This is a genomic window from Mesorhizobium sp. B2-4-1 (genome assembly GCF_006442185.1).
Classification (GTDB): Bacteria; Pseudomonadota; Alphaproteobacteria; order Rhizobiales; family Rhizobiaceae; genus Mesorhizobium.
In genome coordinates this window covers 151,459-177,814 of record NZ_VFVN01000005.1, presented here as the reverse complement: position 1 = coordinate 177,814, position 26,356 = coordinate 151,459, and the positions used below count along the sequence as shown (strand labels likewise).

Annotated in this window: 24 protein-coding genes; 19 read left to right on the top strand and 5 right to left on the bottom strand. The window is 63.8% G+C overall.

Annotation, left to right across the window (positions count from 1 at the left end):
* Positions 1 to 35 precede the first annotated feature (35 nt).
* The 9 genes from miaB to FJ949_RS15145 all read left to right on the top strand — a co-directional run bounded on the left by miaB (position 36) and on the right by FJ949_RS15145 (position 9,162).
* Positions 36 to 1,445 carry a tRNA (N6-isopentenyl adenosine(37)-C2)-methylthiotransferase MiaB gene (gene miaB / locus FJ949_RS15185; RefSeq protein ID WP_140496812.1) on the top strand — a complete coding sequence of 470 codons (1,410 nt, stop codon included), beginning with the start codon at positions 36 to 38 and terminating at the stop codon, positions 1,443 to 1,445.
* An 83-nt stretch (positions 1,446 to 1,528) separates the two neighbouring features.
* Entirely contained in the window at positions 1,529 to 2,521 is a 993-nt protein-coding gene (locus tag FJ949_RS15180; RefSeq protein WP_246680012.1) for a PhoH family protein, read from the top strand.
* Between the two features lie 17 nt (positions 2,522 to 2,538).
* On the top strand, positions 2,539 to 3,045 hold the full coding sequence (gene ybeY, locus FJ949_RS15175) for an rRNA maturation RNase YbeY (protein WP_140496808.1): 507 nt from the start codon (positions 2,539 to 2,541) through the stop codon (positions 3,043 to 3,045).
* A gap of 27 nt (positions 3,046 to 3,072) precedes the next feature.
* Complete coding sequence (locus tag FJ949_RS15170; protein WP_140496806.1) at positions 3,073 to 4,167, top strand: hemolysin family protein; 1,095 nt, start codon at positions 3,073 to 3,075, stop codon at positions 4,165 to 4,167.
* Positions 4,168 to 4,177: 10 nt separating this feature from the next.
* The gene (locus tag FJ949_RS15165) at positions 4,178 to 4,645 is read left to right on the top strand and encodes a VOC family protein (RefSeq protein WP_140496804.1); all 468 of its coding nucleotides are present in this window, start codon (positions 4,178 to 4,180) and stop codon (positions 4,643 to 4,645) included.
* A gap of 200 nt (positions 4,646 to 4,845) precedes the next feature.
* Complete coding sequence (lnt, locus tag FJ949_RS15160; RefSeq protein WP_140496802.1) at positions 4,846 to 6,438, top strand: apolipoprotein N-acyltransferase; 1,593 nt, start codon at positions 4,846 to 4,848, stop codon at positions 6,436 to 6,438.
* 139 nt (positions 6,439 to 6,577) lie between these two features.
* Positions 6,578 to 6,997 (top strand): helix-turn-helix transcriptional regulator, encoded by a 420-nt coding sequence (locus tag FJ949_RS15155; protein WP_140496800.1) that lies wholly within the window; start codon positions 6,578 to 6,580, stop codon positions 6,995 to 6,997.
* Positions 6,998 to 7,167: 170 nt separating this feature from the next.
* The gene (gene metK, locus FJ949_RS15150) at positions 7,168 to 8,433 is read left to right on the top strand and encodes a methionine adenosyltransferase (protein ID WP_140496798.1); all 1,266 of its coding nucleotides are present in this window, start codon (positions 7,168 to 7,170) and stop codon (positions 8,431 to 8,433) included.
* Positions 8,434 to 8,460: 27 nt separating this feature from the next.
* The gene (locus tag FJ949_RS15145) at positions 8,461 to 9,162 is read left to right on the top strand and encodes a tRNA (guanosine(46)-N(7))-methyltransferase TrmB (RefSeq protein WP_140496796.1); all 702 of its coding nucleotides are present in this window, start codon (positions 8,461 to 8,463) and stop codon (positions 9,160 to 9,162) included.
* Between the two features lie 113 nt (positions 9,163 to 9,275).
* Here FJ949_RS15145 and FJ949_RS15140 read toward each other — a convergent pair whose 3' ends face one another.
* Positions 9,276 to 9,440 carry a hypothetical protein gene (locus FJ949_RS15140; RefSeq protein WP_140496794.1) on the bottom strand — a complete coding sequence of 55 codons (165 nt, stop codon included), beginning with the start codon at positions 9,438 to 9,440 and terminating at the stop codon, positions 9,276 to 9,278.
* Positions 9,441 to 9,739: 299 nt separating this feature from the next.
* Here FJ949_RS15140 and rimP point away from each other — a divergent pair, with 299 nt between their 5' ends.
* The 10 genes from rimP (at position 9,740) to FJ949_RS15090 (ending at position 22,030) form a co-directional block, all read left to right on the top strand.
* Positions 9,740 to 10,387 (top strand): ribosome maturation factor RimP, encoded by a 648-nt coding sequence (gene rimP, locus FJ949_RS15135; RefSeq protein ID WP_140496792.1) that lies wholly within the window; start codon positions 9,740 to 9,742, stop codon positions 10,385 to 10,387.
* A gap of 49 nt (positions 10,388 to 10,436) precedes the next feature.
* Positions 10,437 to 12,032 (top strand): transcription termination factor NusA, encoded by a 1,596-nt coding sequence (gene nusA / locus FJ949_RS15130; RefSeq protein ID WP_140496790.1) that lies wholly within the window; start codon positions 10,437 to 10,439, stop codon positions 12,030 to 12,032.
* Between the two features lie 38 nt (positions 12,033 to 12,070).
* Positions 12,071 to 12,721, top strand: a complete 651-nt coding sequence (locus tag FJ949_RS15125; RefSeq protein ID WP_140497289.1) for an RNA-binding protein — start codon at positions 12,071 to 12,073, stop codon at positions 12,719 to 12,721.
* The gene (gene infB / locus FJ949_RS15120) at positions 12,718 to 15,291 is read left to right on the top strand and encodes a translation initiation factor IF-2 (protein WP_140496788.1); all 2,574 of its coding nucleotides are present in this window, start codon (positions 12,718 to 12,720) and stop codon (positions 15,289 to 15,291) included. The genes FJ949_RS15125 and infB overlap by 4 nt, the downstream gene beginning before the upstream one ends.
* Before the next feature lie 114 nt (positions 15,292 to 15,405).
* Entirely contained in the window at positions 15,406 to 15,819 is a 414-nt protein-coding gene (gene rbfA, locus FJ949_RS15115; RefSeq protein ID WP_140496786.1) for a 30S ribosome-binding factor RbfA, read from the top strand.
* Positions 15,819 to 16,790, top strand: coding sequence for a tRNA pseudouridine(55) synthase TruB (gene truB / locus FJ949_RS15110; RefSeq protein ID WP_140496784.1), 972 nt, complete (start codon positions 15,819 to 15,821; stop codon positions 16,788 to 16,790). Before rbfA ends, truB begins: the two co-directional genes overlap by 1 nt.
* A 44-nt stretch (positions 16,791 to 16,834) precedes the next feature.
* Entirely contained in the window at positions 16,835 to 17,929 is a 1,095-nt protein-coding gene (gene corA / locus FJ949_RS15105) for a magnesium/cobalt transporter CorA (RefSeq protein ID WP_140496782.1), read from the top strand.
* 139 nt (positions 17,930 to 18,068) lie between these two features.
* Positions 18,069 to 18,380, top strand: a complete 312-nt coding sequence (gene rpsO / locus FJ949_RS15100; RefSeq protein ID WP_281405124.1) for a 30S ribosomal protein S15 — start codon at positions 18,069 to 18,071, stop codon at positions 18,378 to 18,380.
* 413 nt (positions 18,381 to 18,793) lie between these two features.
* Positions 18,794 to 20,941, top strand: coding sequence for a polyribonucleotide nucleotidyltransferase (pnp, locus tag FJ949_RS15095; protein WP_140496778.1), 2,148 nt, complete (start codon positions 18,794 to 18,796; stop codon positions 20,939 to 20,941).
* 69 nt (positions 20,942 to 21,010) lie between these two features.
* Complete coding sequence (locus FJ949_RS15090; RefSeq protein ID WP_140496776.1) at positions 21,011 to 22,030, top strand: class I SAM-dependent methyltransferase; 1,020 nt, start codon at positions 21,011 to 21,013, stop codon at positions 22,028 to 22,030.
* 18 nt (positions 22,031 to 22,048) lie between these two features.
* Here the strand turns inward: FJ949_RS15090 and FJ949_RS15085 are convergent, their stop codons facing one another.
* The 4 genes from FJ949_RS15085 to fabA all read right to left on the bottom strand — a co-directional run bounded on the left by FJ949_RS15085 (position 22,049) and on the right by fabA (position 26,352).
* Complete coding sequence (locus tag FJ949_RS15085) at positions 22,049 to 23,593, bottom strand: bifunctional diguanylate cyclase/phosphodiesterase (protein ID WP_140496774.1); 1,545 nt, start codon at positions 23,591 to 23,593, stop codon at positions 22,049 to 22,051.
* Between the two features lie 126 nt (positions 23,594 to 23,719).
* On the bottom strand, positions 23,720 to 24,532 hold the full coding sequence (fabI, locus tag FJ949_RS15080; RefSeq protein ID WP_140496772.1) for an enoyl-ACP reductase FabI: 813 nt from the start codon (positions 24,530 to 24,532) through the stop codon (positions 23,720 to 23,722).
* Between the two features lie 31 nt (positions 24,533 to 24,563).
* Positions 24,564 to 25,784: a beta-ketoacyl-ACP synthase I gene (gene fabB / locus FJ949_RS15075; protein ID WP_140496770.1), complete on the bottom strand. Its 1,221-nt coding sequence runs from the start codon at positions 25,782 to 25,784 to the stop codon at positions 24,564 to 24,566.
* Positions 25,785 to 25,833: 49 nt separating this feature from the next.
* The gene (fabA, locus tag FJ949_RS15070; RefSeq protein ID WP_140496768.1) at positions 25,834 to 26,352 is read right to left on the bottom strand and encodes a 3-hydroxyacyl-[acyl-carrier-protein] dehydratase FabA; all 519 of its coding nucleotides are present in this window, start codon (positions 26,350 to 26,352) and stop codon (positions 25,834 to 25,836) included.
* Positions 26,353 to 26,356 lie beyond the last annotated feature (4 nt).

Here is a 26,356-nt window from a genome sequence, read left to right as displayed (position 1 = left end):
GTTTTTTGTCGCGGAAAGGCGTTAGAAGCCGCCGGATGGACTTGAACACGGTTGAAAGCGACGACATCGGCACTGCGGCTGGACAGCAGGCAGTGATTTCCGCGGCAGCGAAAAAGGTCTTCGTCAAGACTTATGGCTGCCAGATGAACGTCTATGATTCGCAGCGCATGACAGATGCGCTGGCCGCCGACGGCTACACGGCGACGCAGACCATCGGCGAAGCCGACCTGGTGCTGCTAAACACCTGCCATATCAGGGAAAAAGCGGCTGAAAAGGTTTATTCCGAGCTCGGCCGCATCCGCGAGATGAAGGCCGAACGCGCCGCCGCCGGCCGCGAATTGCTGATCGGCGTCGCGGGTTGCGTGGCGCAGGCCGAAGGCGCCGAGATCATCCGCCGCTCGCCCGCCGTCGACCTGGTCATCGGCCCGCAGACCTATCACCGGCTGCCGGACGTACTGGCCAGGGTGCGCGGCGGCGAGAAGATCGTCGAGACCGACTACGCCATCGAGGACAAGTTCGAGCACTTGCCGCAGCCGAAGCGCGCCGAGGTGATCAAGCGCGGCGTCACCGCCTTCCTCACCGTCCAGGAGGGCTGCGACAAGTTCTGTACCTTCTGCGTCGTGCCCTACACCAGGGGGTCCGAAGTGTCGCGGCCGGTGGCACAGATCGTCGCCGAAGCCGAGCGCCTGGCGGAAGCCGGGGTGCGCGAGGTGACGCTGCTTGGCCAGAACGTCAATGCCTGGCATGGGCAAGGCGAAAACGGCGAGGAATGGGGCCTTGGCCGCCTTCTGTTCAGGCTGGCCGAAATTCCCGGGCTGGCGCGCCTGCGCTACACCACGAGCCACCCGCGCGACATGGACGACGAGCTGATAGCGGCCCATCGCGACCTGCCGGCACTGATGCCGTATCTGCATCTGCCGGTGCAATCCGGGTCCGACCGCATCCTGAAGGCGATGAACCGCAGGCACACGGCGGATGATTATCTGGCGCTGCTCGACCGCATCCGCGCCGTGCGGCCCGATATCGCGCTGTCGGGCGATTTCATCGTCGGTTTCCCCGGCGAGACCGAGGCGGATTTCGAGGCGACGATGGAGCTGGTGCGCCAGGTGAACTACGCCTCGGCCTTCTCGTTCAAATATTCGCCGCGCCCCGGCACGCCGGGCGCCGAGATGGCCGGCCATGTGCCGGAAGCGGTCAAGGACGAGCGTTTGCAGCGGCTCCAGGCGCTGCTTTTGAAGCAGCAGCAGGATTTCGGCTTGAGTCTCGTCGGCCGCACCATAGATACGCTGATCGAGAAGCCAGGTCGCCAGGCCGGCCAGAAGGTCGGACGCTCACCTTGGCTTCAGCCCGTTATTGTTGATGAAAAGGCCGGCGAAATCGGTGACATTATCCAGGTGCGAATCACGAAGACGGGTTACAATAGCCTGTTCGCCGAATTGGTCTGATGACCTCGGCAGATGAGGAGAGACGGTTGAGCGCAGCGGAGCTGAAGAACCTGCCCCCGGTACCGGCATCTGGGGCTTCTGACATGGCGCACATCGTACTGACTTTCGACAACAACAAGCTTGCCAGCGCCCTCTACGGCCAGTTCGACGAGAACCTCGCCCGGCTCGAGCAGAAACTGGGCGTCGACATCCGCTCGCGCGGCAACCAGCTCACCATCAAGGGATCGGCTCCCGCCGCCGAGCAGGCCCGCCGGGCGCTCGACAATCTCTACGGCATTCTCCAGAAGGGGGTGGATATCGGCCAGTCCGATGTCGACGGCGCCGTGCGCATGGCGGTCGCCGCCGATGACCAGCTCACGCTGCCGACGCTGGAGCGCAAGGGCAAGGTTTCGGCCGCCCAGATATCGACGCGCAAGAAGACGATCTACGCCCGCTCGCTCACGCAGGACGCGTATATGCGGGCGCTGGAGCGCTCGGAACTGGTGTTCGGCATCGGCCCGGCCGGTACCGGCAAGACCTACCTGGCGGTGGCGCATGCGGCGATGCTGCTCGAACGCGGCATGGTCGAGCGCATCGTGCTGTCGCGGCCTGCCGTCGAGGCCGGCGAGCGGCTGGGCTTCCTGCCGGGCGACATGAAGGAGAAGGTCGATCCCTACCTGCGGCCGCTCTACGACGCGCTCTATGACATGATGCCGGCCGACAAGGTCGAACGCGCCATCGCCGCCGAGGTGATCGAGATCGCACCGCTCGCCTTCATGCGCGGCCGCACGCTGGCGCATGCCGCCGTCATTCTCGACGAGGCGCAGAACACCACGCCGATGCAGATGAAGATGTTCCTGACCCGTCTGGGCGAGAATTCGCGCATGATCGTCACCGGCGACCCGACGCAGATCGACCTACCGCAGAACACCAAGTCCGGCCTTGTCGAGGCGCTCCGGATCCTCGATGGTGTGACCGGCATGGTGACGGTCCGCTTCAATGAAGGCGACGTCGTCAGGCATCCGCTGGTCGCCGAGATCGTCAAGGCCTACGACCGTGACGGCAAGCTCGCCCGCGGTCTGGGGACCGAAGGCTGATTTGATCGAGCGACCTCATGGTTGAGCCCGAAACGCCGAACGGGCCGGCTCCGCCGCTGCCCGTCGACATTGATCTGACGGTCGAGGCTGGGCATTGGCCGGACGAAGCCGAGCTTGTCCGGCTGGTCGCCGCCGCCGCCGCCGCTGCATTCGCCGAGACGGGTGCGGCTGGCCGTTCCGAACTCAGCGTCGTTTTTTCCGACGATGCCCATGTCCAGGCGCTCAACGCCGGCTGGCGCGGCAAGGACAAGCCGACCAACGTCTTGTCTTTTCCGGCATTTCCTTTCCCCAAGGGCGGTCCCCTGCCGCCGATGCTCGGCGATATCGTGCTGGCCGCGGAGACGGTGGCGCGCGAGGCGGCACTGGAAGACAAGCCGCTGGAGAACCATATTTCCCATCTCGTCATCCACGGCCTGCTGCATCTCATGGGCCATGATCACGAGACCGATGCCGAGGCCGAGGAGATGGAGGCCGTCGAGCGCGCCGCGCTCGCCAGACTTGCCATTCCCGATCCCTACGCGTAACTACAAAACACCAATTGACGGACGAAGATGAACGACAAACCTGAAACTGCCGTCCGCCCCGACGCCGGCAGTGCGACCAAGGCTTCCGATACGTCGGAAGAGGGATCAAGTCCGAGTACCATTACCCCTGGCGTTGCCAACACCGGCAGCGCTGCCAGTGAGCCGTCGCCTGCCGGGCCTTCCCTGTTCAACCGCGTTCTGGGCCTGTTCAGGCAACGCAACGGAACCAGCCTGCGCGAGGAGATCGCCGGCGCGCTCGCCGAGACGACGAGCGATGTCGAATCCTTTTCGCCGGGCGAACGCGCCATGCTCAACAACATCCTGCGGCTGCGCGAGGTGCGCGTCGAGGACGTCATGGTGCCGCGCGCCGACATCGAGGCGGTCGAGATCACGACCACGCTTGGCGATCTGCTTGGCATGTTCGAGCAGTCCGGCCATTCCCGCATGCCGGTCTATGCCGAGACGCTCGACGACCCGCGCGGCATGGTCCATATCCGCGACGTGCTGGCCCATATCACCAAGATTGCGCGCGTCAGGAAAGGCCGGGCGACCAGGAAGACACCCGCCGCCACGGTTCTCGACCTCACCCAGGTCGACCTCTCGCGCACCATAGGCGAACTGAACCTGATCCGGCCGGTGCTGTTCGTGCCCCCGTCCATGCTGGCCTCCGATCTGATGGGCCGCATGCAGACGACCCGCACGCAGATGGCGCTGGTCATCGACGAGTATGGCGGCACCGACGGGCTCGTCTCGCTCGAGGATATCGTCGAGATGGTGGTCGGCGACATCGAGGACGAGCACGACGACGACGAGCCGATGATCACCCAGACCGGTGAAGGCGTGTTCGTCGTCGACGGCAAGGCCGAGATCGACGAGGTTGCCAAGATGATCGGCGGGGATTTCGCCGCCGGCGAACATGGCGAGTATGTCGACACCATCGGCGGCATGATCTTCAACACGCTTGGCCGGGTGCCGGCGCGCGGCGAGGTGGTGCAGGCCATCCCTGGCTTCGAGTTCCATGTGCTCGACGCCGATCCGCGCCGCGTCAAGCGCGTGCGCATCGTGCAGAACCAGAAGGGCGAACGTCGCCGCCGCGCCGCGGCGCGCACCGAGCAGGCTTAAGCGCCTGCGGATGACCGAAGACCCCTTCAAGCACGCCGCCTTGGGATCCGGCGTGTTCTACAGGGATCCGCGGGCCGCGCTGGATTGGCTGGAGGCAGCTTTCGGCTTCGAGCGCAGCATGGTGGTCAGCGATGCCGACGGCAAGCTCGTCCATTCCGAGATGCGGTTCGGCGACTGCTACATCATTGTCGATTCCGAATGGAGCGACTACGTCGCCAGCCCGGCCTCGGTCTCGGGCAAGAACACGCAGTCGGTCTATGTCAGGCTGAAAGACGGCATTGATGCACATTGCGAGCAGGCGCGGACGGCGGGTGCCGGTATAATCCAGGAGCCGGCGGACCAGTTCTACGGCGAGCGCCAGTATCGGGCGCGCGATCCCGAGGGCCATGTCTGGACCTTCACCCAGACCATCCGCTCCGTTCCGCTGGAAGAGGCCGAACGGCTCGGCGACGTGCGCATAGAAGGGTGGCACCGCTGATCCATGTCGCCCTAAGTAACTTCGGTTTTGGGAGGAGGACATGCACAAAAACAAAGACCTAAGGCGCGTCGTCTGATCAGTTCAAACGCGATGCGCTCCAGCAGTGGTGAGTGGGTTTCACGGCAGACCACCCGAAGTTTGGAGCGCAGGCCGCGGCCTGATAAATCTGCTGCCGTGATTCGCACGACTCGGAACAATGCATGAACCGCCTGGCCGGCCGGATAATTCTGTTTTGGGGTTGGCGGCGTGCGCTCGTGGCGTTCCTCGCGGGCGCCCTGGCGGTGCTCGGCCAGGCGCCGTACGATTTCTTTGCCGCTTGTTTCATTTCGTTTCCGCTGCTGGTCTGGCTGCTCGACGGGGCGACCGGTGAGGCCTCGGGCAGCCTGTTTGCGCGGCTGCGGCCGGCCTTTGCCGTCGGCTGGTGGTTCGGCTTCGGCTATTTCCTCGCCGGCCTGTGGTGGATCGGATCGGCGCTGCTTGTAGAGGCCGACAGTTTCGCCTGGGCGCTGCCCTTCGCGGTGGTCGGCATCCCCTTTGCATTGGCCTTCTTCTACGGCTTTGCGGCCATGGTCGCCCGGCTCCTGTGGAGCAACGACATCGGCCGCATCGCGGCCCTGGCCGCCGCCTTCGGGCTGGCCGAGTGGCTGCGCGGCTTCCTGTTCACCGGCTTTCCCTGGAACGCGATCGGCTACGCGGCGATGCCGGTGCCCCTGCTGATGCAGAGCGTCTCGGTCACCGGGATGGTCGGCATGAACGTGCTCGCCGTGTTCGTCTTCTCGCTGCCGGCGCTGCTGGCGGCGCGCACGCATCTTCGTCTTGGCGTCGCGCTGCTTGTCGTGCTCGTCGCCGCTCATGCCGGCTTCGGCTATCTCAGGCTCAACGCTCCGGCCGCGCCTGAGGCCCGCACGATCGATGTGCGCATCGTCCAGCCGGCCGTCGACCTTTCGGAAAAGTGGGACGCCTCGGTGCGCGACCGTATCTTCGCCACCTTGATAGGCCTGTCGGCCAAGGCGCCGGACCCCGGCCATGAAAAGCCGCAACTGATCCTGTGGCCCGAAACCTCGGTCCCGTTCCTCCTCACCGAGCGGCCGGACGCTTTGACCGCACTGGGCGACATGCTGGACGCCGGCCAGATGCTGATCGCCGGCGTCGTGCGCGAGGAAGGCGGTGCGGCGGCCGGTGCCGGCAGCCGCTACTACAACTCCGTGGTGGCGATCAACGACAAGGGCGAAATCGCTGACGCCGTCGACAAGGTCCATCTGGTGCCGTTCGGCGAATACCTGCCTTTCGCCGACCTGCTCGATCGTTTCGGCATCGAACAACTGGTCGCTGGCCCGGTGACCTTCACGGCAGGCAATGAGCGGCATGCGATCACGCTGCCGGACGGCGTCCGCGCCTTGCCCTTTATCTGCTACGAAGTGATCTTTCCCGAACTGGTAGCGGTTGACGCAACGTCAGCGCAGCTTATTGTCAACGTTACCAACGATGCGTGGTTCGGCGATACGCCGGGTCCCTATCAGCATTTCAGGCAGGCTCAGATTCGCGCGGTGGAGAACGGGTTGCCCTTGTTGCGCGCGGCCAACAACGGCATCTCGGCGGTTGTCGACCCACGGGGGCGCATCGTCGATGCGCTGGCGATCGACGCGCGCGGGGCCATCGACGTCCGTGTGCCAATCTCGCGGCAAGCTGTCGTGTCCGCCGGCCAGCTGCGCATTAACGGAATGCTGATCATGTTGCTGTTTGCCCTGGCTGCCGTCCTGTTCAATGTAAGGCAAAGGCTACGGGTGAATTGACAGTCGACACATTAGAAACTCATACTGTAACGCCTGAAAATTTCTCGAAGCCGGTGGATCGTTCTGTTGGGGCAGTCGCCTCCGGCTTTGTTTGGGTAGGAAAAAAATCACAAAGCCGAAAAAATTCGGCGAGGAAAAAATGACAGAAGATAACAAGAAGAAACCGAATCCGATCGACATCCATGTTGGAAGTCGCATCCGGCTTCGCCGCAATATGTTGGGAATGAGCCAAGAAAAACTAGGCGAGAACCTCGGCATCACATTTCAGCAGATACAGAAATATGAAAAGGGCACCAACCGTGTCGGCGCAAGCCGCCTGCAGGCGATAGCATCCATACTCGGCGTGCCTGTCGCCTTCTTTTTCGAGGATGCGCCGGGCCAGGAGAGCCCGGCCGGCCGCGGTTTCGCGGAGGATGCTTCAATGGCTTTCGCCGTGGAATTCTGCGGCAGCCCGGAGGGCCTTCAGCTCAACCGGGCCTTCGTCAAGATCGCCGACGTCAAGGTGCGTCGCAGGATCATAGACCTGGTGAAGTCGCTGGCGTCCGAAGATTCCGACTGATCCGCAACAGGACTCGAACCGGCGGCATTCCGGCCGCTGGTGGTACAAAATATCGACATCGACATTCATGCCAGAAGGGCGGCACCGCTTGACGAGCGGCGCTTCGCCCCGCTAACACGTGGCGCGCCAAATCGGCAGCCTGCCGATCGTTTTTTCAAGAGGGGACACCCGTGACGCGGCAGAACTACTTCTTTACCTCGGAATCCGTTGCCGAGGGCCATCCCGACAAAGTCTGTGACCGGATATCCGACGAGATCGTCGACCTGGTCTACCGTGAGGCCAAGAAGACGGGCATGGACCCGTGGAAAGTCCGCGTCGCCTGCGAGACGCTGGCGACCACCAACCGCGTCGTCATCGCCGGCGAGGTGCGCGTTCCCGAGACGCTGCTGAAGAAGGACAAGGAAGGCAACATCCTGAGGGATGCCGCCGGCCATCCGGTCGTCAACCCGGCGAAGTTCAAGTCGGTCGCCCGCAAGGCGATCCGCGAGATCGGCTATGAGCAGGCCGGCTTCCACTGGAAAAAGGCCAAGATCGACGTTCTGTTGCATGGCCAGTCGCCCGACATCGGCCAAGGCGTCGACAATGCCTCCGACCGCCAGGGCGAGGAGGGTGCCGGCGACCAGGGCATCATGTTTGGCTATGCCTGCCGCGAGACGCCGGACCTGATGCCGGCGCCGATCTACTACAGCCACAAGATCCTCGAACTCCTGGCCGCCGCCCGCCACCAGAACAACGGCGATGCCGGCAAGCTCGGGCCGGACGCCAAGAGCCAGGTAACGGTCCGCTATATCGACGGCAAGGCCGCCGAAGCGACGCAGATCGTGCTGTCGACCCAGCACCTCGATGCGAGCTGGGATTCCAAGAAGGTGCGCAAGGTCGTCGAGCCCTATATCCGCGAGGCATTGGGTGACCTCAAGATCGCCGACGATTGCATGTGGTACATCAATCCGACCGGCAAGTTCGTCATCGGCGGGCCTGATGGCGACGCCGGGCTGACCGGCCGCAAGATCATCGTCGACACCTATGGCGGCGCCGCACCCCATGGCGGCGGCGCCTTCTCGGGCAAGGACACCACCAAGGTCGACCGTTCGGCCGCTTATGCGGCGCGCTACCTGGCAAAGAACGTTGTGGCGGCGAAACTTGCCGACCGCTGCACCATCCAGCTTTCCTACGCCATCGGCGTCGCCCAGCCCTTGTCGGTCTATGTCGACCTGCACGGCACCGGCAAGGTCGACGAGGCAAGGCTCGAGGAGGCGCTGCGCACTGTGATGGACCTGTCGCCGTCCGGCATCCGCCGCCACCTCGACCTTAACAAGCCGATCTACGCCAAGACCTCGTCCTACGGTCATTTCGGCCGCAAGGCCGGCCGCGACGGATCTTTTTCCTGGGAAAAGACCGATCTCGCCAAGGCGCTCAAGGATGCTGTCGCTGCCTGAGGGCGGCGACAGGACCTTGATCAGCCGATGAGTTCCGGGGACAGGCCAAGCCGCGCGACAGAAGCCTTCTTCGGCCGTCGGCGCGGCAAGCCGGTTCGCCCGCAGCAGGCGGCGGCGCTGGAAAGCGGCCTCGACACCTATCGGCTCGATCTGACGAATGAGGCGCCGTCGGATCTGCGGGCTCTGTTCGAAGCCGATGTTTCCGCCGTTCGCCTCGAAATCGGCTTTGGCGGCGGCGAGCATCTCCTGCATCGCGCGACCGAAGCGCCGATGACCGGCTTTATCGGTGTCGAGCCCTTCGTCAACGGCATGGCCAAGATGATGATGGCGATGCGGGAAAAGCCGCTGGCCAACCTCAGGGTCTACGACGACGACGCCACGCGGCTGCTCGACTGGCTGCCGCAGGCCTCGCTCGATGGCATCGACCTGCTCTATCCCGATCCGTGGCCGAAGAAGAAGCACTGGAAGCGCCGTTTCGTCAGCCCGGTCAATCTCGATCGTTTCGCACGCGTTGTGAAGCGTGGCGGCGAATTCCGTTTCGCTTCCGACATCGACACCTATGTGAACTGGACCCTGCTGCATTGCCGTGCGCATGGCGGTTTCGCCTGGCAGGCTTCAGAGGCCGTCGACTGGCATCGCCCCTACGATGGCTGGCCAGGCACCCGCTACGAGGCGAAAGCCGTCCGCGAGGGCAGGCGGCCGGCCTATCTTACCTTCATCAGGACCTAGGCATCAGGTCCCAGGCATCGGGATTTGGGCATCAGGATCTGGGCCCTTCGTGAGGGAGAGATCTTCAATTGTTGCGGGGACACAGAAATCGAATGTCGCCCGTTGGCCGGAGTTCAGAAACGGCCGATCTTGTCGAAAGCCGTCGGATCCATGCCGAGGCTGCGCAGATCCTGGGCGCGCGGCTTGCGGCCGGCTTCCACCGCCCGCGACGCGGCTACGGCGCTGCCGAATGTGGTGAAGAGATCGCCTATGGCGGAAAAAACCTTGCGGCTGTTCATTGTCATGTCCTTTCGCGTGCGGTGACGCGCTATCGCTATCGCTATCGTTTTGTGCAATGCAACATAGATAGGAGCGCGGCTTGAGGACCAACAAGGGCCGTTGCCGCATGGATGGCATGCACCTGGCGCAAGCCCAATGCACCGGACATGCGCTCAGTTGGGACGGCGGGCTTGAAACACCGGGGCGGATCGTTTATATCAGCTTCAAATTCTTGGTCGGTATGACGAAGAGTGGGTCCACCCGGTCCCGCTCTTTTTTATTACCTGCCGACGGCTAGAGAATGATCGACAGGAATCGAATGACGTCAACGGCAAGCGAGAGCGACGATCGCATCATCCGCGAAAGCGGCATCGATGCACGCATCGCGCTGATCGTCCAGCCGGTGCTGCGCGGCATCGGCTTTCGCCTTGTACGCGTGCATCTGTCCGGCCAGAACGGGCTGACGCTGCAGATCATGGCTGAGCGCGAGGACGGCACCATGACGGTCGAGGATTGCGAAGAGGTGAGCCGTGCGGTGTCGCCGGCGCTCGACGTCGACGATCCCATCGAGAAGGCGTATCATCTCGAAGTCTCATCGCCCGGCATCGACCGGCCGTTGGTGCGCAAATCGGATTTCGTGACCTGGACCGGTCATCTGGTGAAGATGGAAACATCGGTCGTTGTCGCGGATCGCAAGCGCTTCAAGGGCAAGATCGCCGAAGCCGGTGAGAACGATGTGCTGATCGAGCGCGACAAGGCGGCCTACGGTGAGGAGCCGACAGTGCGCGTGCCCTACGACGCCATTGCCGAAGCCCGGCTGATCCTGACCGACGACCTCATCCGTGATGCGTTGTCGAAGGACAACAGGGCGCGCAAGGAAGCCAAGAAACGCCGCGGCGAACCGGACGACGACGTACCGGAGGGTACGGAACCGGGCGCTACGGAAGAACACGAACAGGAAAGTTGATTGAGCTGCCAGGCCCCAGGGGCCGGCAAACAGGCTCGGGAGAAAAAACATGGTTGTAAGCGCCAACAGACTTGAACTGCTGCAGATTGCCGATGCGGTCGCGCGTGAAAAGTCGATCGACAAGTCGATCGTCATCGCCGCCATGGCTGATGCGATCCAGAAGGCGGCACGCTCGCGTTATGGCCAGGAGACCAACATCCGCGCCGACATCAACCCCAACACCGGTGAGATGAAGCTGCAGCGGCTGATGGAAGTGGTCGAGAAGGTCGACGACTATGCCACGCAGATCGCCATTTCCTCGGCGCGCGAGCGCAATCCCGACGCCCAGCTCGGCGACTTCATCGCCGAACAGCTGCCGCCGATGGATTTCGGCCGCATCGCCGCCCAGTCGGCCAAGCAGGTCATCGTGCAGAAGGTGCGCGAGGCCGAGCGCGACCGCCAGTATGACGAATACAAGGACCGCATCGGCGAGATCGTCAACGGAACCGTCAAGCGCGTCGAATACGGCAATGTCATCGTCGATCTCGGCCGTGGCGAAGCGATCATCCGCCGCGACGAGCTGATCCCGCGCGAAAACTACAAATATGGCGATCGCGTCCGCGCCTATGTCTACGACGTGCGCCGTGAGCAGCGCGGCCCGCAGATCTTCCTGTCGCGCACCCATCCGCAGTTCATGGCCAAGCTCTTCACCATGGAAGTGCCGGAGATCTATGACGGCATTATCGAGATCAAGTCGGTCGCCCGCGATCCCGGTTCGCGCGCCAAGATCGCCGTCATCTCGCGCGACAGCTCGATCGATCCGGTCGGCGCCTGCGTCGGCATGCGCGGCAGCCGCGTCCAGGCGGTCGTCGCCGAATTGCAGGGCGAGAAGATCGACATCATTCCGTGGTCGCCCTCGGCCGCATCCTTCATCGTCAATGCGTTGCAGCCGGCGGAAGTCGCCAAGGTCGTGCTCGACGAAGACGCCGAGCGCATCGAAGTGGTGGTGCCGGACGACCAGCTGTCGCTGGCCATCGGCCGCCGCGGCCAGAATGTGCGCCTCGCTTCGCAGCTCACCGGCTGGGATATCGACATCCTGACCGAGGCCGAGGAATCCGAGCGCCGCCAGAAGGAATTCGTCGAGCGCTCGGCGCTGTTCATGGAAGCTCTCGACGTCGACGAGATGGTCGGCCAGGTGCTCGCCTCCGAAGGCTTCACCAGCGTCGAGGAAGTCGCCTATGTCGATGCCGGCGAAATCGCCTCGATCGACGGCTTCGATGAGGATACCGCCTCGGAGATCCAGACCCGGGCCCGCGAATATCTGGAGAAGATCGAAGCCGAGCACGACGAAAAGCGCAAGGCGCTGGGCGTCAAGGACGAGCTGCGCGAAATCCCCGGCATCACCACCGCCATGATGGTGACGCTCGGCGAGGACGGCGTGAAGACGATCGAGGATTTCGCCGGCTATGCCGCCGACGACCTCACCGGCTGGAAGGAACGCAAGGACGGCGAGACCAAGGTGTATCCGGGCGTGCTGGCCGATCATGGCGTTTCGCGCGCCGATGCCGAGCAGATGGTGCTCGCGGCCCGTCTCAAGGCCGGCTGGATTTCCGAAGACGAGCTTGCAGCCGAAGAAGCGCCGGCTGACGAAGCCGTTGGTGCGTGAGGTGAAACCGCATCGCACAGAAACCGCCCTTGGACGAGATGAACGATCGCACCTGCATCGTCACCCGCAAGCAGGCCGAACCGGATGAACTGATCCGGTTCGTCGTCGGCCCGGATTCGGCCGTCGTTCCGGATCTCAAGAGAAATCTGCCCGGCCGTGGTTGCTGGGTGAGCGCCGACCGCCTACATATCGACAAGGCGGCGGCCAAGAACCTTTTTAGCCGCGCCTTTAAGGCACAGGTGGTCGTGCCGCCCGATCTCGGCGGCATGGTCGATGGGCTGCTTTCCAGATCCGCCCTTGGCATGCTGGGTCTCGCTCGCAAGGCAGGGGCGATCGCGCTGGGCGCCACCAAGGTGGAGAGCGCGGTGCGCGGTGGATTGGCGCTTTTCGTGCTCCACGCGACCGAAGCCTCAGACGATGGCGTGCGCAAGATCAGCCAGGCGCGGCGGGCGACCGTCCATATTGGCGGCCCCTCCATCCTTGCCTACAAACTTTTCTCCGAGGCCGAGTTGAGCTTGGCATTGGGGGGTACAAATGTGATACATGCTGCCGTCCTCGCGGGAGACGCGGGTAAGGCGGTCCAGAAGCGCATGGTTGCGCTCGACCGATATCGGGGCGGTACCCCGGACGATCTGGCAATGCTTGCGGCCGTTGCTGACGAAGATGAGGCCGCAGAGGATATGGAATGAGCGATACGAAATCGGGCGACGACAAGACGTTGAGTGTTACGCCGAAGAAGACCTTGACGCTGAAGCGCCCCGGCATGGAACAGGGCACCGTGCGCCAGAACTTCTCGCACGGCCGCACCAAGTCGGTCGTGGTCGAGACCAAGAAGCGCAAATTCTCGCTGCCCGGCGACAAGCCGGAGCCGGCGGTGGCGGCACCCGTGTTCACCCCGAAGCCGGCGGTCGCGGCGGCTCCCGTCGTGCAGGAGGCACCCAAGGCGCCGCCTCCACCTCCGCCGGCACCGGTCGAGCGCAGCGGCATGGTGTTGAACGAACTGTCGCGCAGCGAAATGGAAGCGCGCCGCAGGGCGCTCGAAGGCTCCAAAGCGCGCGAGGTCGAGGACCGCCAGCGCGCCGTCGAGGAAGCCAAGCGCCGCACCGAGGATGAGGAGCGCCGCAAGCGCGAGCGCGAGGAATCCGCACGCCGCCAGGCCGAGGAAGAAGCGCGGTTGCAGGCCGAGGCCGAATCCCGCCGCCGCGCCGAGGAAGAGGCGCGTCGCCGCGCGCCGCAGGCCGCCGAACTGGCGACCGCCGACGAGGAAGAAGAGGTCAAGCCGAAGCGGACTGGCGCCGGTGCGCCGGTGCGCCGTCTGGTGACGCCCGAAGTGGCGCGTCCGGCCAAGCCGACCAAGGGCGAGGAAGACCGCCGTCGCGGCAAGCTGACTTTGAACTCCGCGCTTTCCGACGAGGATGCGCGGGCCCGTTCGCTGTCGTCGATGCGCCGCCGCCAGGAAAAGTTCAAGCGCGCGATGCACAATGAGCCGCGCGAGAAGGTTATGCGCGAAGTGATCCTGCCCGAAACCATCACTATCCAGGAACTGGCGCAGCGCATGTCCGAGCGCGCCGTCGATGTGGTCAAGTTCTTCATGAAGCAGGGCCAGATCCTGAAGCCGGGCGACGTCATCGACGCCGACACGGCGGAACTGGTCGCCACCGAATTCGGCCACACGGTCCGCCGCGTCGCCGAGTCCGACATCGAGGAAGGCCTGTTCAACATCGCCGACCGTCCGGAAGACCTGGTGTCGCGGCCGCCTGTCGTGACCATCATGGGGCATGTCGACCACGGCAAGACCTCGCTGCTCGACGCGATCCGCAACGCCAATGTCGTCTCCGGCGAGGCCGGCGGCATCACCCAGCATATCGGCGCCTATCAGGTCGAGAAGAACGGTCAGAAGATCACCTTCATCGACACGCCCGGCCACGCCGCCTTCACGGCCATGCGCGCCCGCGGCGCCCAGGCCACCGACATTGCCATCCTGGTGGTGGCGGCCGACGACAGCGTGATGCCGCAGACGATCGAATCGATCAGCCATGCCAAGGCGGCCGGCGTTCCGATCATCGTGGCGATCAACAAGATCGACAAGCATGACGCCGATCCGCAGAAAGTGCGCTCCGAGCTGTTGCGCCACGAAGTGTTCGTGGAATCGATGGGCGGCGAGGTGCTGGACGTCGAAGTGTCGGCGACCAAGGGCACCAATCTCGACAAGCTGCTCGAAGCGATCCTGCTGCAGGCCGAAATCCTCGACCTCAAGGCCAATCCGGACCGCACCGCCGAGGGCGTCGTCATCGAGGCGCAGCTCGACAAGGGCCGTGGCCCCGTCGCCACCGTGCTGGTGCAGACCGGCACGCTGATGCCGGGCGACATCCTTGTCGCCGGCAATGAATGGGGCCGGGTGCGCGCGCTGGTCGACGATCGTGGCGAACACGTCAAGGAAGCGCCGCCGGCGATGCCGGTCGAGGTGCTCGGCCTCCAGGGCACGCCGCAGGCCGGCGACCGCTTCGCCGTGGTCAACAACGAGGCCCGCGCCCGCGAGATCACCGAGTACCGCCAGCGTCTGGCCCGCGAGAAGGCGGTTGCCCGTCATGCCGGCCAGCGCGGTTCGCTCGAACAGATGATGTCGCAGCTGCAGACGAGCGGACTGAAGGAGTTCCCGCTGGTCATCAAGGGTGACGTGCAGGGTTCGATCGAGGCGATCAACGCAGCGCTCGACAAGCTCGGCACCGACGAGGTGCGTGCGCGCATCGTCCATGCCGGCGCCGGCGCCATCACCGAAAGCGACGTGTCACTGGCGGAGACGTCGGGCGCGGCGATCATCGGCTTCAACGTCCGCGCCAATGTGCAGGCACGCGCCGCTGCCGCGGCCGCTGGCATCGAGATCCGCTACTACTCGATCATCTACAACCTCGTGGATGACGTGAAGGCGGCTCTGTCGGGTATGCTCTCGCCGGAGCGTCGCGAGACCTTCATCGGCAATGCGCAGATACTCGAGATATTCGACATCACCAAGGTCGGCAAGATCGCCGGCTGCCGTGTCACCGAAGGCAAGGTCGAGCGTGGCGCGGGCGTGCGCCTGATCCGCGACAACGTCGTCATCCACGAAGGCACGCTGAAGACGCTGAAGCGCTTCAAGGACGAGGTTTCGGAAGTCCCGGGCGGCCAGGAATGCGGCATGGCCTTCCAGAACTACGAGGACATGCGCGTCGGCGACATCATCGAGTGCTTCCGCGTCGAGATGGTAACCCGCACGCTCTGAGTTCGTGTGACGTCCGTCATGCCAGGCGGTGGCCGAGAGGCCGCCGCCTGGCAAACATTTGAGACATGAGGCACGGTCCTATCCCGCGCCCCACGCTTTCAGGATCGAGAAAAAATGCCCCGTTCGACCACATCAGGCCCATCCCAGCGCATGCTGCGCGTCGGCGAGCAGGTGCGCCATGCGCTGTCCGAAACCTTGCAGCGCGGCGAGATCATCGATCCGCTGGTCGAGAATGCCGTGGTTTCGGTGTCGGAAGTGCGCATGTCGCCCGACCTCAAGATCGCAACCGCCTTCATCTCGCCGCTCGGCGCCACGGACGCCGGCGCGGTGGTCGAGGCGCTCAACAAGCATGCCAAGTTCATCCGCGGCCGTGTCTCCGGCGCGCTGCGGCAGATGAAGTACATGCCCGAGTTTCGCTTCCGGCTCGACACCTCCTTCGACAATTTCGCCAGGATCAACGATCTCCTGAAATCGCCGGAAGTGGCGCGCGATCTGGATGCGGACGACGACGATAAGGACAGCGAATAATGGCGCGCCGCGGCAAGAAGAAGGGCCGGCCGGTCTCGGGCTGGGTGGTGCTGGACAAGCCGGTCGGCATGGGCTCGACCGAGGCCGTCTCCAAGATCAAGTGGCTGTTCCAGGCGGAGAAGGCCGGCCACGCCGGCACGCTCGATCCGCTCGCTTCCGGCATGCTGCCGATCGCGCTCGGCGAAGCCACCAAGACCGTGCCCTACGTCCAGGACGGCGCCAAGATCTACCGCTTCACCGTCGCCTGGGGGCAGGAGCGCTCGACCGACGACCTCGAAGGTCCGGTGACGCGGGACTCCGATCGGCGCCCCGTGGAGGCCGAAGTGCAGGCGCTGCTGTCGAAATACACCGGCGTCATCATGCAGACGCCGCCGCAATTCTCGGCCATCAAGATCGCGGGCGAACGCGCCTATGATCTCGCCCGCGACGGCGAGACGGTCGACATTCCCGCGCGCGAGATCGAAATCGGCCGCCTCGACATCGTCGAGCACGGGGCCGATCACACGGTTTTCGAGGTCGAATGCGGCAAGGGTACCTATGTGCGCTCGCTGGCCCGCGACATGGGCCGCGATCTCGGCTGCTTCGGCCATATTTCTGAACTGCGCCGGATCGAGGTCGAGCCGTTCACCGCCGAGGATTTCGTCACCGTCGCCGAACTGGAGGCGGCGCGCTTCGGCGAGCAGGGTCATGGCACGCAGCAACCGTCCCCCGATTCGATAGAAGCGCCGATCGATTTTGGCGCGATCGACGCGCTGCTTGTCGACACCTCGGCGGCACTCGACTGCCTGCCGCAGATCGCCATCAGCGACGATGCGGCGACGAAGATCCGCCTCGGCAATCCCGTCATCATCCGGGGCCGCGACGCGCCGGTGGAGGCCGAGGAAGCCTGCGCGACCGCGCGCGGCAAGCTGGTGGCCATCGGCGCCGTCGAGCAGGGCATGTTCAAGCCCAAACGGGTCTTTGCCGGGTGAGGGCCCTCGTCTAATCTCCATGCGACATCTATCCGAGGGACCGCATGGCAAAGGTTGAGGCGATCAAGACGCGGGCGCCGCTCAGGGCCAGGCGGCCGCCGGTCGGTGCATCGCCCGGAACGCTGATCGCCGATCCCGCGGCGCGACGCTCGGAACTGCGGCTCACCCTGATCTCGCCGCAAAAGTCCAAAACGATCGACAATGCCAGCATCGACGACGTCAATGCCAATTGCGAAAAGTGGCCGGTCATCTGGCTGGACTGCACCGGCCTGGCCAATATCGAGCTGATCAAGGAGATCGGCCGCATCTTCAGCCTGCATCCGCTGGCGCTGGAGGACGTCGTCAACACGGGCCAGCGGCCGAAGGTGGATTTCTACGAAGACCATGCTTTCGTGGTCGTGCGGATGATCGACGACGTCGCCTCGCACCGCTACGAGCAGATCGCCGTTTTCCTTGGCAAGAATTTCGTCGTCACCTTCCAGGAGCGCGAAGGCGATCCGTTCGATCCGGTGCGCAAGCGCATCGAAAGCTCGGCGCCGAACCGGCTGCGCGCCCGTGGCGCCGACTATCTCGCCTATGCGCTGATCGACGCCATCGTCGACAGCTACTTTCCGCCGATCGAGGCGGCGGGCGAACTCGTCGACAGCATCGAGGACCAGATGCTGCACGCACCGCACAAGCATCAGATGCAGCAGCTTCATGGATTGCGGCACGACGCCAATGTGCTGAAGGGGGTGCTGTGGCCGATGCGCGACGCGCTGGCGACGCTTATCCGCAACGACGTGCCCTATGTGAAGGCCGAAACCAAGGTCTTCCTGAACGATACGCTCGACCACGCGCTGCGGCTGATCGAGCTGGTCGAGAACCAGCGCGACATGCTGACCGGCCTGATCGAGATGCATCTGTCGCTGAGCCAGGCACGCACCAACGACGTCATTTCCTATCTGACGATCGTCTCGGTCATCTTCATGCCGCTCACGTTTCTGGTCGGCGTCTGGGGCATGAATTTCGATCCGGAGACGTCGCCCTGGAACATGCCTGAGCTGAAGGCCTATTACGGCTATCCCTTGTCGCTGCTGTTCATGGCCGTGGTCGCGGTTGGGCTGATTGCCTTCTTCAAATGGAAAAAATGGCTTTGACAGGGATAACTTGCCGTTTTGGCGTGAAAAGCCGGCTTCGTGAATTGGGCTGGTGTTCTCTTGGGAATTGCACTATATGCGCCGCAGCTTAGCGCTATGACGCTCTGCTTGCACCGGCCCCTGCTGGACGACATCCCGGCTGAGGGCGACCCGTTTCCTCGAACAGATAAGGAAAAACACGATGTCGATTACTGCCGAGCGCAAACAGGAATTGATGACTGAATTCGCAACCGCCAAGGGCGACACCGGGTCTCCGGAAGTTCAGGTAGCCATCCTATCCGAGCGCATCAAGAACCTGACCGACCATTTCAAGGACCACAAGAAGGATAACCATTCCCGCCGTGGTCTGCTCGCTCTCGTCTCCCAGCGCCGAAGCCTGCTTGATTATCTCAAGCGCAAGGACGACACGCGCTACCAGACGCTGATCGAGAAGCTCGGCCTGCGCCGTTGACGAATTGACCGGCGGGCCTCACAAGGGCCCGCCGGTCGCGCATTTGAGCACCGGACCAATCCGATCTCGAATGCAGGTACTGGAGCGCCGCGCACCCATCCGGATGCCGGACGGACGCTCCAACAAGTTGAGTTTGCGCGTGACGCATTCCACAAGCCGCTGCTTGTGGGGTCATGCGCAGGGCCAGTCGGATCGATTGGCCAAATCCGGTTTCGAGCGTGCAGAGGGCCCCCTCGAAGCCACCCCATGGACGGTCATGGGGCAGGATTGCAGGACGCTCGCGCGGCCATCCGGCCGACATGGATCGAGCTTCCCGTTGTCTTGCCCGTGGCTGCCCGAGAAAGGAAGCCAGGGGAAAGGGCACCCGCGCACGCTGAAACGGCGCGGCCCTTTCCTCATATGAAGGACAAGACATGTTCAATCACCACAAAGTGGAAATCGAATGGGGCGGTCGCCCGCTCATCCTCGAAACCGGCAAGATCGCGCGCCAGGCCGACGGCGCCGTGCTCGCCACCTACGGCGAGACCAAGGTTCTCGCCACGGTCGTTTCGATGAAGGAGCCCAAGCCGGGCCTCGACTTCTTTCCGCTGACCGTCAACTACCAGGAAAAGACCTACGCCGCCGGCAAGATCCCGGGCGGCTATTTCAAGCGTGAAGGTCGTCCGAGCGAAAAGGAAACGCTGGTTTCGCGCCTCATCGACCGCCCGATCCGCCCACTCTTTGCCGACGGCTACAAGAACGACACGCAGATCGTCGTCACCGTCGTCCAGCATGATCTCGAGAACGATCCGGACATCCTGTCGATCGTCGCCACTTCGGCGGCCCTGACCCTGTCGGGCGTGCCCTTCATGGGCCCGATCGGCGGCGCCCGCGTCGGCTACATCAACGGCGAATACGTGCTCAACCCGCATGTCGACGAGATGCAGGAATCCAAGCTCGACCTGATCGTCGCCGGCACCGCCGACGCCGTGCTGATGGTCGAGTCCGAAGCCAAGGAACTCGGTGAAGACCTGATGCTCGGCGCGGTCATGTTCGGCCATCGCGGTTTCCAGCCGGTGATCGACGCGATCATCAAGCTGGCCGAAGTCGCCGCCAAGGACCCGCGCGACTTCACCGCGCCGGACTATTCCGCTCTCGAAGCCGAGATGCTGAAGATCGCCGGCGACGAGCTTCGCGACGCCTACAAGATCACCGACAAGCAGAAGCGCTATGCCGCCGTGGACGCCGTCAAGGCCAAGGTCAAGGCGGCCTTCGCTCCGGCCGAAGGCGAAGAGCCGAAATATTCCTCCGAGCAGATCGGCAGCGTGTTCAAGGAGCTCCAGGCCAAGGTCGTGCGCTGGAACATTCTCGACACTGGTTCGCGCATTGACGGCCGTGACCTGAAGACCGTGCGCAAGATCGTATCCGAGGTCGGCGTCCTGCCGCGCACCCACGGTTCGGCGCTGTTCACCCGCGGCGAGACCCAGGCGCTGGTCGTCGCCACGCTGGGCACCGGCGAGGACGAGCAGTATGTCGATTCGCTGACCGGCATGTACAAGGAGAAGTTCCTCCTCCACTACAACTTCCCTCCCTATTCCGTCGGCGAGACCGGCCGCATGGGCTCGCCCGGCCGCCGCGAGATCGGCCACGGCAAGCTCGCCTGGCGCGCCATCCGCCCGATGCTGCCGACATCAGACCAGTTCCCCTACACGCTGCGCGTGGTCTCGGAGATCACCGAGTCCAACGGCTCGTCGTCGATGGCAACCGTCTGCGGCACCTCGCTGGCGCTGATGGACGCCGGCGTGCCGCTGGCCAAGCCGGTCGCCGGTATCGCCATGGGCCTGATCAAGGAAGGTGAGCGCTTCGCCGTGCTCTCCGACATCCTGGGCGACGAGGATCACCTCGGCGACATGGATTTCAAGGTCGCCGGCACCGCCAACGGCATCACCTCCTTGCAGATGGACATCAAGATCGAGGGCATCACCGAGGAGATCATGAAGATCGCTCTCGACCAGGCCAAGGACGGTCGTCAGCATATTCTCGGCGAAATGGGCCACGCGCTGTCCGGCGCGCGCGCCGAGCTCGGCGAGTTCGCGCCGCGCATCGAGGTCATGCACATCCCGACCGACAAGATCCGCGACGTGATCGGTTCCGGTGGCAAGGTCATCCGCGAGATCGTCGAGAAGACCGGCGCCAAGATCAACATCGAGGATGACGGCACGGTCAAGATCGCTTCGGCGAACGCCAAGGAGATCGAGGCGGCGAAGAAGTGGATCCACACCATCGTCGCCGAGCCGGAAGTCGGCGAAATCTACGAAGGCACGGTCGTCAAGACCGCCGACTTCGGCGCTTTCGTCAACTTCTTCGGCCCGCGTGACGGCCTCGTCCACATCTCGCAGCTTGCCAACGACCGGGTCGCCAAGACTTCGGACGTCGTCAAGGAAGGCGACAAGGTGTGGGTCAAGCTGATGGGCTTCGACGAGCGCGGCAAGGTCCGCCTGTCGATGAAGGTCGTCGACCAGGCCACCGGCAAGGAAATCGTTCGCGACAAGAAGGCCGAGAGCGAAGAAAACGCCGCCTGAACTGGCTAACGGAAAAATCGAAGCGGGCGCGGCTCATGTCGCGCCCGTTTTCGTTTATGGAGCAAAGGCATGTCCGCTGAAGTGCTGAAGACGCTGTTCCATCCATTCGAGGCCGAGGCGGTCGCCTTGCCGCGAAAGGGCGAGCGCATGCTTTTTCTCGGGGCCGAATCCGGCTTGCGGACACCGCAGGACTTCGACGCCGAGCTGCACGTGGTGCAAGGCTTCCGGCCGCATTTTCGCGCGCTGCAAGCTGCGGGCTTCACTGTCACCCCGCAAACGCAAGGCGATGGCTTTGACGCCGCGCTGGTGCTCGCGGGCCGCCATCGCGGCCAGAACGAGCTGCGCATCGCGGATGCGCTGGAGCGCGTCGCCGAGGGCGGATTAATCGTCATTGCCGGCGGCAAGGATGATGGCATCGCCAGCCTGCGCAAGCGCATGGACGAGCTTGTGCCGCTCGAAGGCCATCTGCCCAAATATCACGGCATCGCCTTCTGGCTTCGCCGGCCGGCCGGGACGGACGCGTCGACAGCGCTGCGTGCCGCCAATCCCGCCGGGCTGGTCGACGGCCGCTTCAGCACGGCGCCCGGCATGTTTTCCTTCGATCGTGTCGATGCCGGTTCGAAGTTGCTGGCGGACCATCTTCCGGCCGACCTGCGCGGCCATGTCGCCGATTTCTGCGCCGGCTGGGGCTATCTGGCGGCGGAGATGGAAGCGCGTTCGCCCGGCATCTCGGCACTTGATCTCTATGAGGCGGATTTCGCTTCTCTCGAAGCCGCCAAAGCCAATCTTGCCACGGCCAGCCAGTCGGTTGCGAAAGGTTTCTTCTGGACGGACCTGCAGGGGGAGCCGGTCGAGCGTCGCTACGACGCGGTCATCATGAACCCGCCTTTTCATCGCAGCCGCGCGGCCGAACCGGAGATCGGCGCCGGCCTGATCCGGGCAGCGGCAAAGGCGCTGAAGCCGGGAGCACGGCTGTACATGGTGGCGAACCGCCAGCTGCCCTACGAGCCGGCACTGGCCGCCGCCTTCTCCAGCCATGCCGAGCTCGCCCGTGACGGCATGTTCAAGGTTCTTTCCGCGCGTCGCTGACACGCAACGGCGTGACACTCAGTGCAGATTGGCGACGCGCCTCGAATCCTCGATGACATGTCCCTCGCCGGCCATGACCGCAAGCGGCGCCGGCCGGCCGAACAGATAACCTTGCACCACCTCGCAACCGGCTGCCCTGAGCAGTGTCGCCTGGTCCTCTGTCTCGACACCCTCGGCAATGATACTGACGCCGAGTGCTCGCGAGAGGCCGACAATGGTCGATACGACGGCGCCGGAGCTCGAATCCGTATCGATGCGGCTGACGAAGGAGCGGTCGATCTTCAGCTTGCCGAATGAAAAATCGATCAGGTAGCTGAGATTGGAATAGCCGGTGCCGAAATCGTCGACGGCAACCGAGATGCCCATATCGGCAAGCTCTTTCAGGATGGCGGCGGCGCGGTCGCGGTCCTGCATCATGGCCGTCTCGGTGACTTCCAGCTCCAGCCGCGAGGGCTTGATGCCGGTGGTCCGCATCGTGTCGCGCACGAGGCCGATGAAGTCCTTGGTCATGAACTGGACCGGCGAGATGTTGACAGCGACGAAGCAGTCGTCGGGTAAATGGCGGGCGTCGCTGCATGCCTTGCGCAGAACCCATTCGCCGATCGGATTGATCATGCCGGTTTCCTCGGCGATCTGGATGAACTCCAGAGGTGGGATCATGCCGCGTTCTGGATGGTTCCAGCGGATCAGCGCTTCATAGCCGACGATGCGGCCGCTCGGCAGGTCCAGCTGCGGCTGATAGTGAAGGTCGAAATCACCGCGCTCGAATGCGACGTGCAGCTCGGATTCGACCCATTGGCGATGATCGGCGACCCGACCCATCTCGGTATCGAAGACCGACCAGTTGCCGACTCCCCTGGCGCGCGCATTTTGCAGCGCCAAGTTGGAGCGGCGCAGGATGAGGACCGGGTCGACGCCGTCCTTGGGCATCGCCACGATGCCCACCGACAGGCTCACCGATTGCTGGTGGCTGCTGAGCTCATAGGGCTCCATCATCTCGTCGATGAGCCTCTCCACCATAGCTTCCATCGTTCCCTGAATCTGATGATCGGGAAGCAGCACCGCGAACTCGCCGGCGCCGATGCGCCCGATCTGCACGCGCTCGGGCACGCAGGCCTGCAGCCGCTTGGTGAAGGCGCGGATCAGTTCGTCGCCCTGGCTGTAGCCGATCGCGTCGTTGATCTGCTTGAACCGGTCGATGTCGATGTCGATGAGGAACATCGGGGCCCCGGTGCGGCTCGTCGCGCAGGCTGCCTCGGCGATCTTGCCGACCATCGCCGGACGCGCCAGCAATCCGGTCAGCTTGTCGAACTGGGTTTCGTTGAAGACGAAATCAGCCGATTCATCGACGCCGGCGAAGAAAGACATCGCGGCTCCCGCCGCCGCCAATGCGCAAAGGGCAGCCATGATCGCCACCATCACGTCCGCCGGCATGCCGGCAAAGCCGTCGCCAAGCGCGTGCTTCAGCCCCCAGATGCCGAGAATGAAACTGCCAATGCCCGAACTGGCTATGGTGATCAGCCGGAACACCGGTGTGCGGTTCGGGTTGCTGACGGCAGGCATTGAAAGTCCCCAAATTGCGGGACTCTATAGCCGATAGGCCCTTAAAATGAGTTTCCGCGAATGCATCCAATTTTATTGGAAGGGAATTATTTCTTCGCAGGAGAAAAGACTATTTCGCGTAATGGCCTATTCGCTCGCGCGATCCGTCTGCTTCAGCTCCTCGAGCGTCGGCATGGAAACGATATGATAGCCGGAATCGACATAGTGGATTTCGCCGGTGACGCCGGAAGCGAGGTCGGACAGGAGGTAGAGTGCCGAGCCGCCGACCTCGTCGATGGTCACGGTGCGGCGCAGCGGAGAATTGCGCTGCTGGTAAGAGAACATGTGGCGCGCATCGGAAATCCCGGCGCCGGCAAGCGTTCGCACCGGTCCGGCCGATATGCCGTTCACCCTGATGCCGCGCGGGCCGTAATCGTTGGCGAGATAGCGCACGCTGGCCTCGAGGCCGGCCTTGGCGACGCCCATGACGTTATAGTTCGGCATGACGCGCACCGAACCGGCATAGGTCAGGGTGATCATCGATCCGCCATCCTGCATCAGGGCCGCGGCGTGGCGCGCGACCTCGGTGAAGGAATAGCAGGAGATGACCATGGTGCGGATGAAATTGTCGCGGCTGGTGTCGGCGTAGAGGCCCTTGAGCTCATTCTTGTCCGAAAAGCCGATGGCATGGACCACGAAGTCGAGCCCGCCCCAGGCCTTGCCCAAGGTCTCGAAGGTGGCGCGGACCGAGGCGCTGTCCTCGACATCGCAGGGAACCACCAGCGCCGCGCCGAGCTTGTCGGCGAGCGGCTTGACCCGGCGGCCGAAGGCGTCACCCTGGTAGGTGAAGGCAAGTTCGGCCCCATGTTCGGACAGTTTCCGGGCGATGCCCCAGGCGATCGAATGATCGTTGGCGACGCCCATGACAAGCCCGCGCTTGCCCTTCATCAATCCGTCCATGATCGCCAATCCTCGTGGAAAAAACGTGGCCTTATGCGGAATAGCGCTGGAAAACCAGCGTTGCGTTGGTGCCACCAAAGCCGAAGGAATTGGACAAAACGGTGTCGATCCTGGCGTTGTCGATGCGCTTTCGCACCACCGGCATACCCTCGAATTCGGGGTCGAGAGTCTCGATATGGGCGCTTTCGCCGATGAAACCGCCTTGCATCATCAGGATCGAATAGATGGATTCCTGCACGCCGGCCGCGCCCAGCGAATGGCCCGTCAGCGATTTGGTCGAGGTGATGAAGGGCATCTTCTCGCCGAACACCTCGCGGATCGCGCCCATTTCGCGGGAATCCCCCACCGGCGTCGAGGTGCCATGGGTGTTGATGTAGTCGACCGGGGTGGTGACGGTCGCCAGCGCCTGCCGCATGCAGCGGACCGCGCCTTCGCCCGAGGGCGCAACCATGTCGAAGCCGTCCGAGGTGGCGCCGTAGCCGACGATCTCTGCATAGATCTTGGCGCCGCGCGCCTTGGCATGCTCCAGTTCCTCGAGCACCAGCACGCCGGCGCCGCCGGCGATGACGAAGCCGTCGCGATCGACGTCATAGGCGCGGGAAGCGGCAGATGCCCTGTCATTGTACTTCGACGACATGGCGCCCATGGCGTCGAACAGGTCCGACATCGTCCAGTCGAGATCTTCGTGGCCGCCGGCGAACACCATGTCCTGCTTGCCCCACTGGATCAGTTCGTAGCCATTGCCGATGCAATGCGCCGAGGTCGAACAGGCCGACGAGATCGAATAGTTGACGCCGTGGATCTTGAACCAGGTGGCCAGCGTCGCCGACGCGGTCGACGACATCGCCTTCGGCACCGCGAACGGGCCGATGCGCTTGGGGCTGCCGTTCTTGAGCGTGGTTTCGGCCGCCTCGACGATGGTGCGGGTGGAAGGCCCGCCCGAGCCCATGACGATGCCGGTGCGCTCATTGGTGATGTCGCTCTCGCCAAGGCCGGCATCGGCGATCGCCTGGTCCATGGCGACATGGTTCCAGGCCGCTCCCTGGCTCAGGAAGCGCATTGCGCGCCGATCTATCATGGCGCTGGGATCGAGCGTCGGCGCGCCCCAGACCTGACAGCGGAAGCCGTGCTCGGCGAAGGAGTCGGAGAAGCTGATGCCGGATTTGGCGTCATGCAGCGAGGCTTGCACCTCGTTGGCATTGTTGCCGATCGACGACACGATGCCGAGGCCTGTGACTACGACACGTCTCATTCGCAACTCCTTCCAGGAATGCTGGCCACGAAGTCGGCCAGGGCGACGGTCAAGCGACCGCCGACTGCTTGGACAGACCGACTTTCAGGTCCGTTGCCGCGTATATGGGTTCGCCGTCCGCCTTTAGCCAACCATCGGCGATGCCCAGCACCAGCCGGCCACGCATCACACGTTTGAATTCCACGCCATACTCGACCTTTTTAACCGAGGGCGTGACCATTCCCTTGAACTTGACCTCGCCGGTCGACAGCGCCATGCCTTTGCCAGGTTCGCCCAGCCAGCCGAGATAAAAACCCGTCAGCTGCCACAAGGCATCGAGGCCCAGGCATCCAGGCATGATGGGATTGCCGATGAAATGGCAGGCAAAGAACCACAGGTCCGGCTTGATGTCGAATTCGGCGCGGATGAAGCCCTTGTCGAAAGCCCCGCCCGTTTCGCTGATCTCGGTTATGCGGTCAAACATCAGCATCGGCGGGTAGGGCAACTGGGCATTGCCCGGTCCGAACAGCTCGCCGCGGGCGCAGGCCAGCAATTCTTCGTAGTCGTAGCTGGATTTCGAACCCGCCATCAAT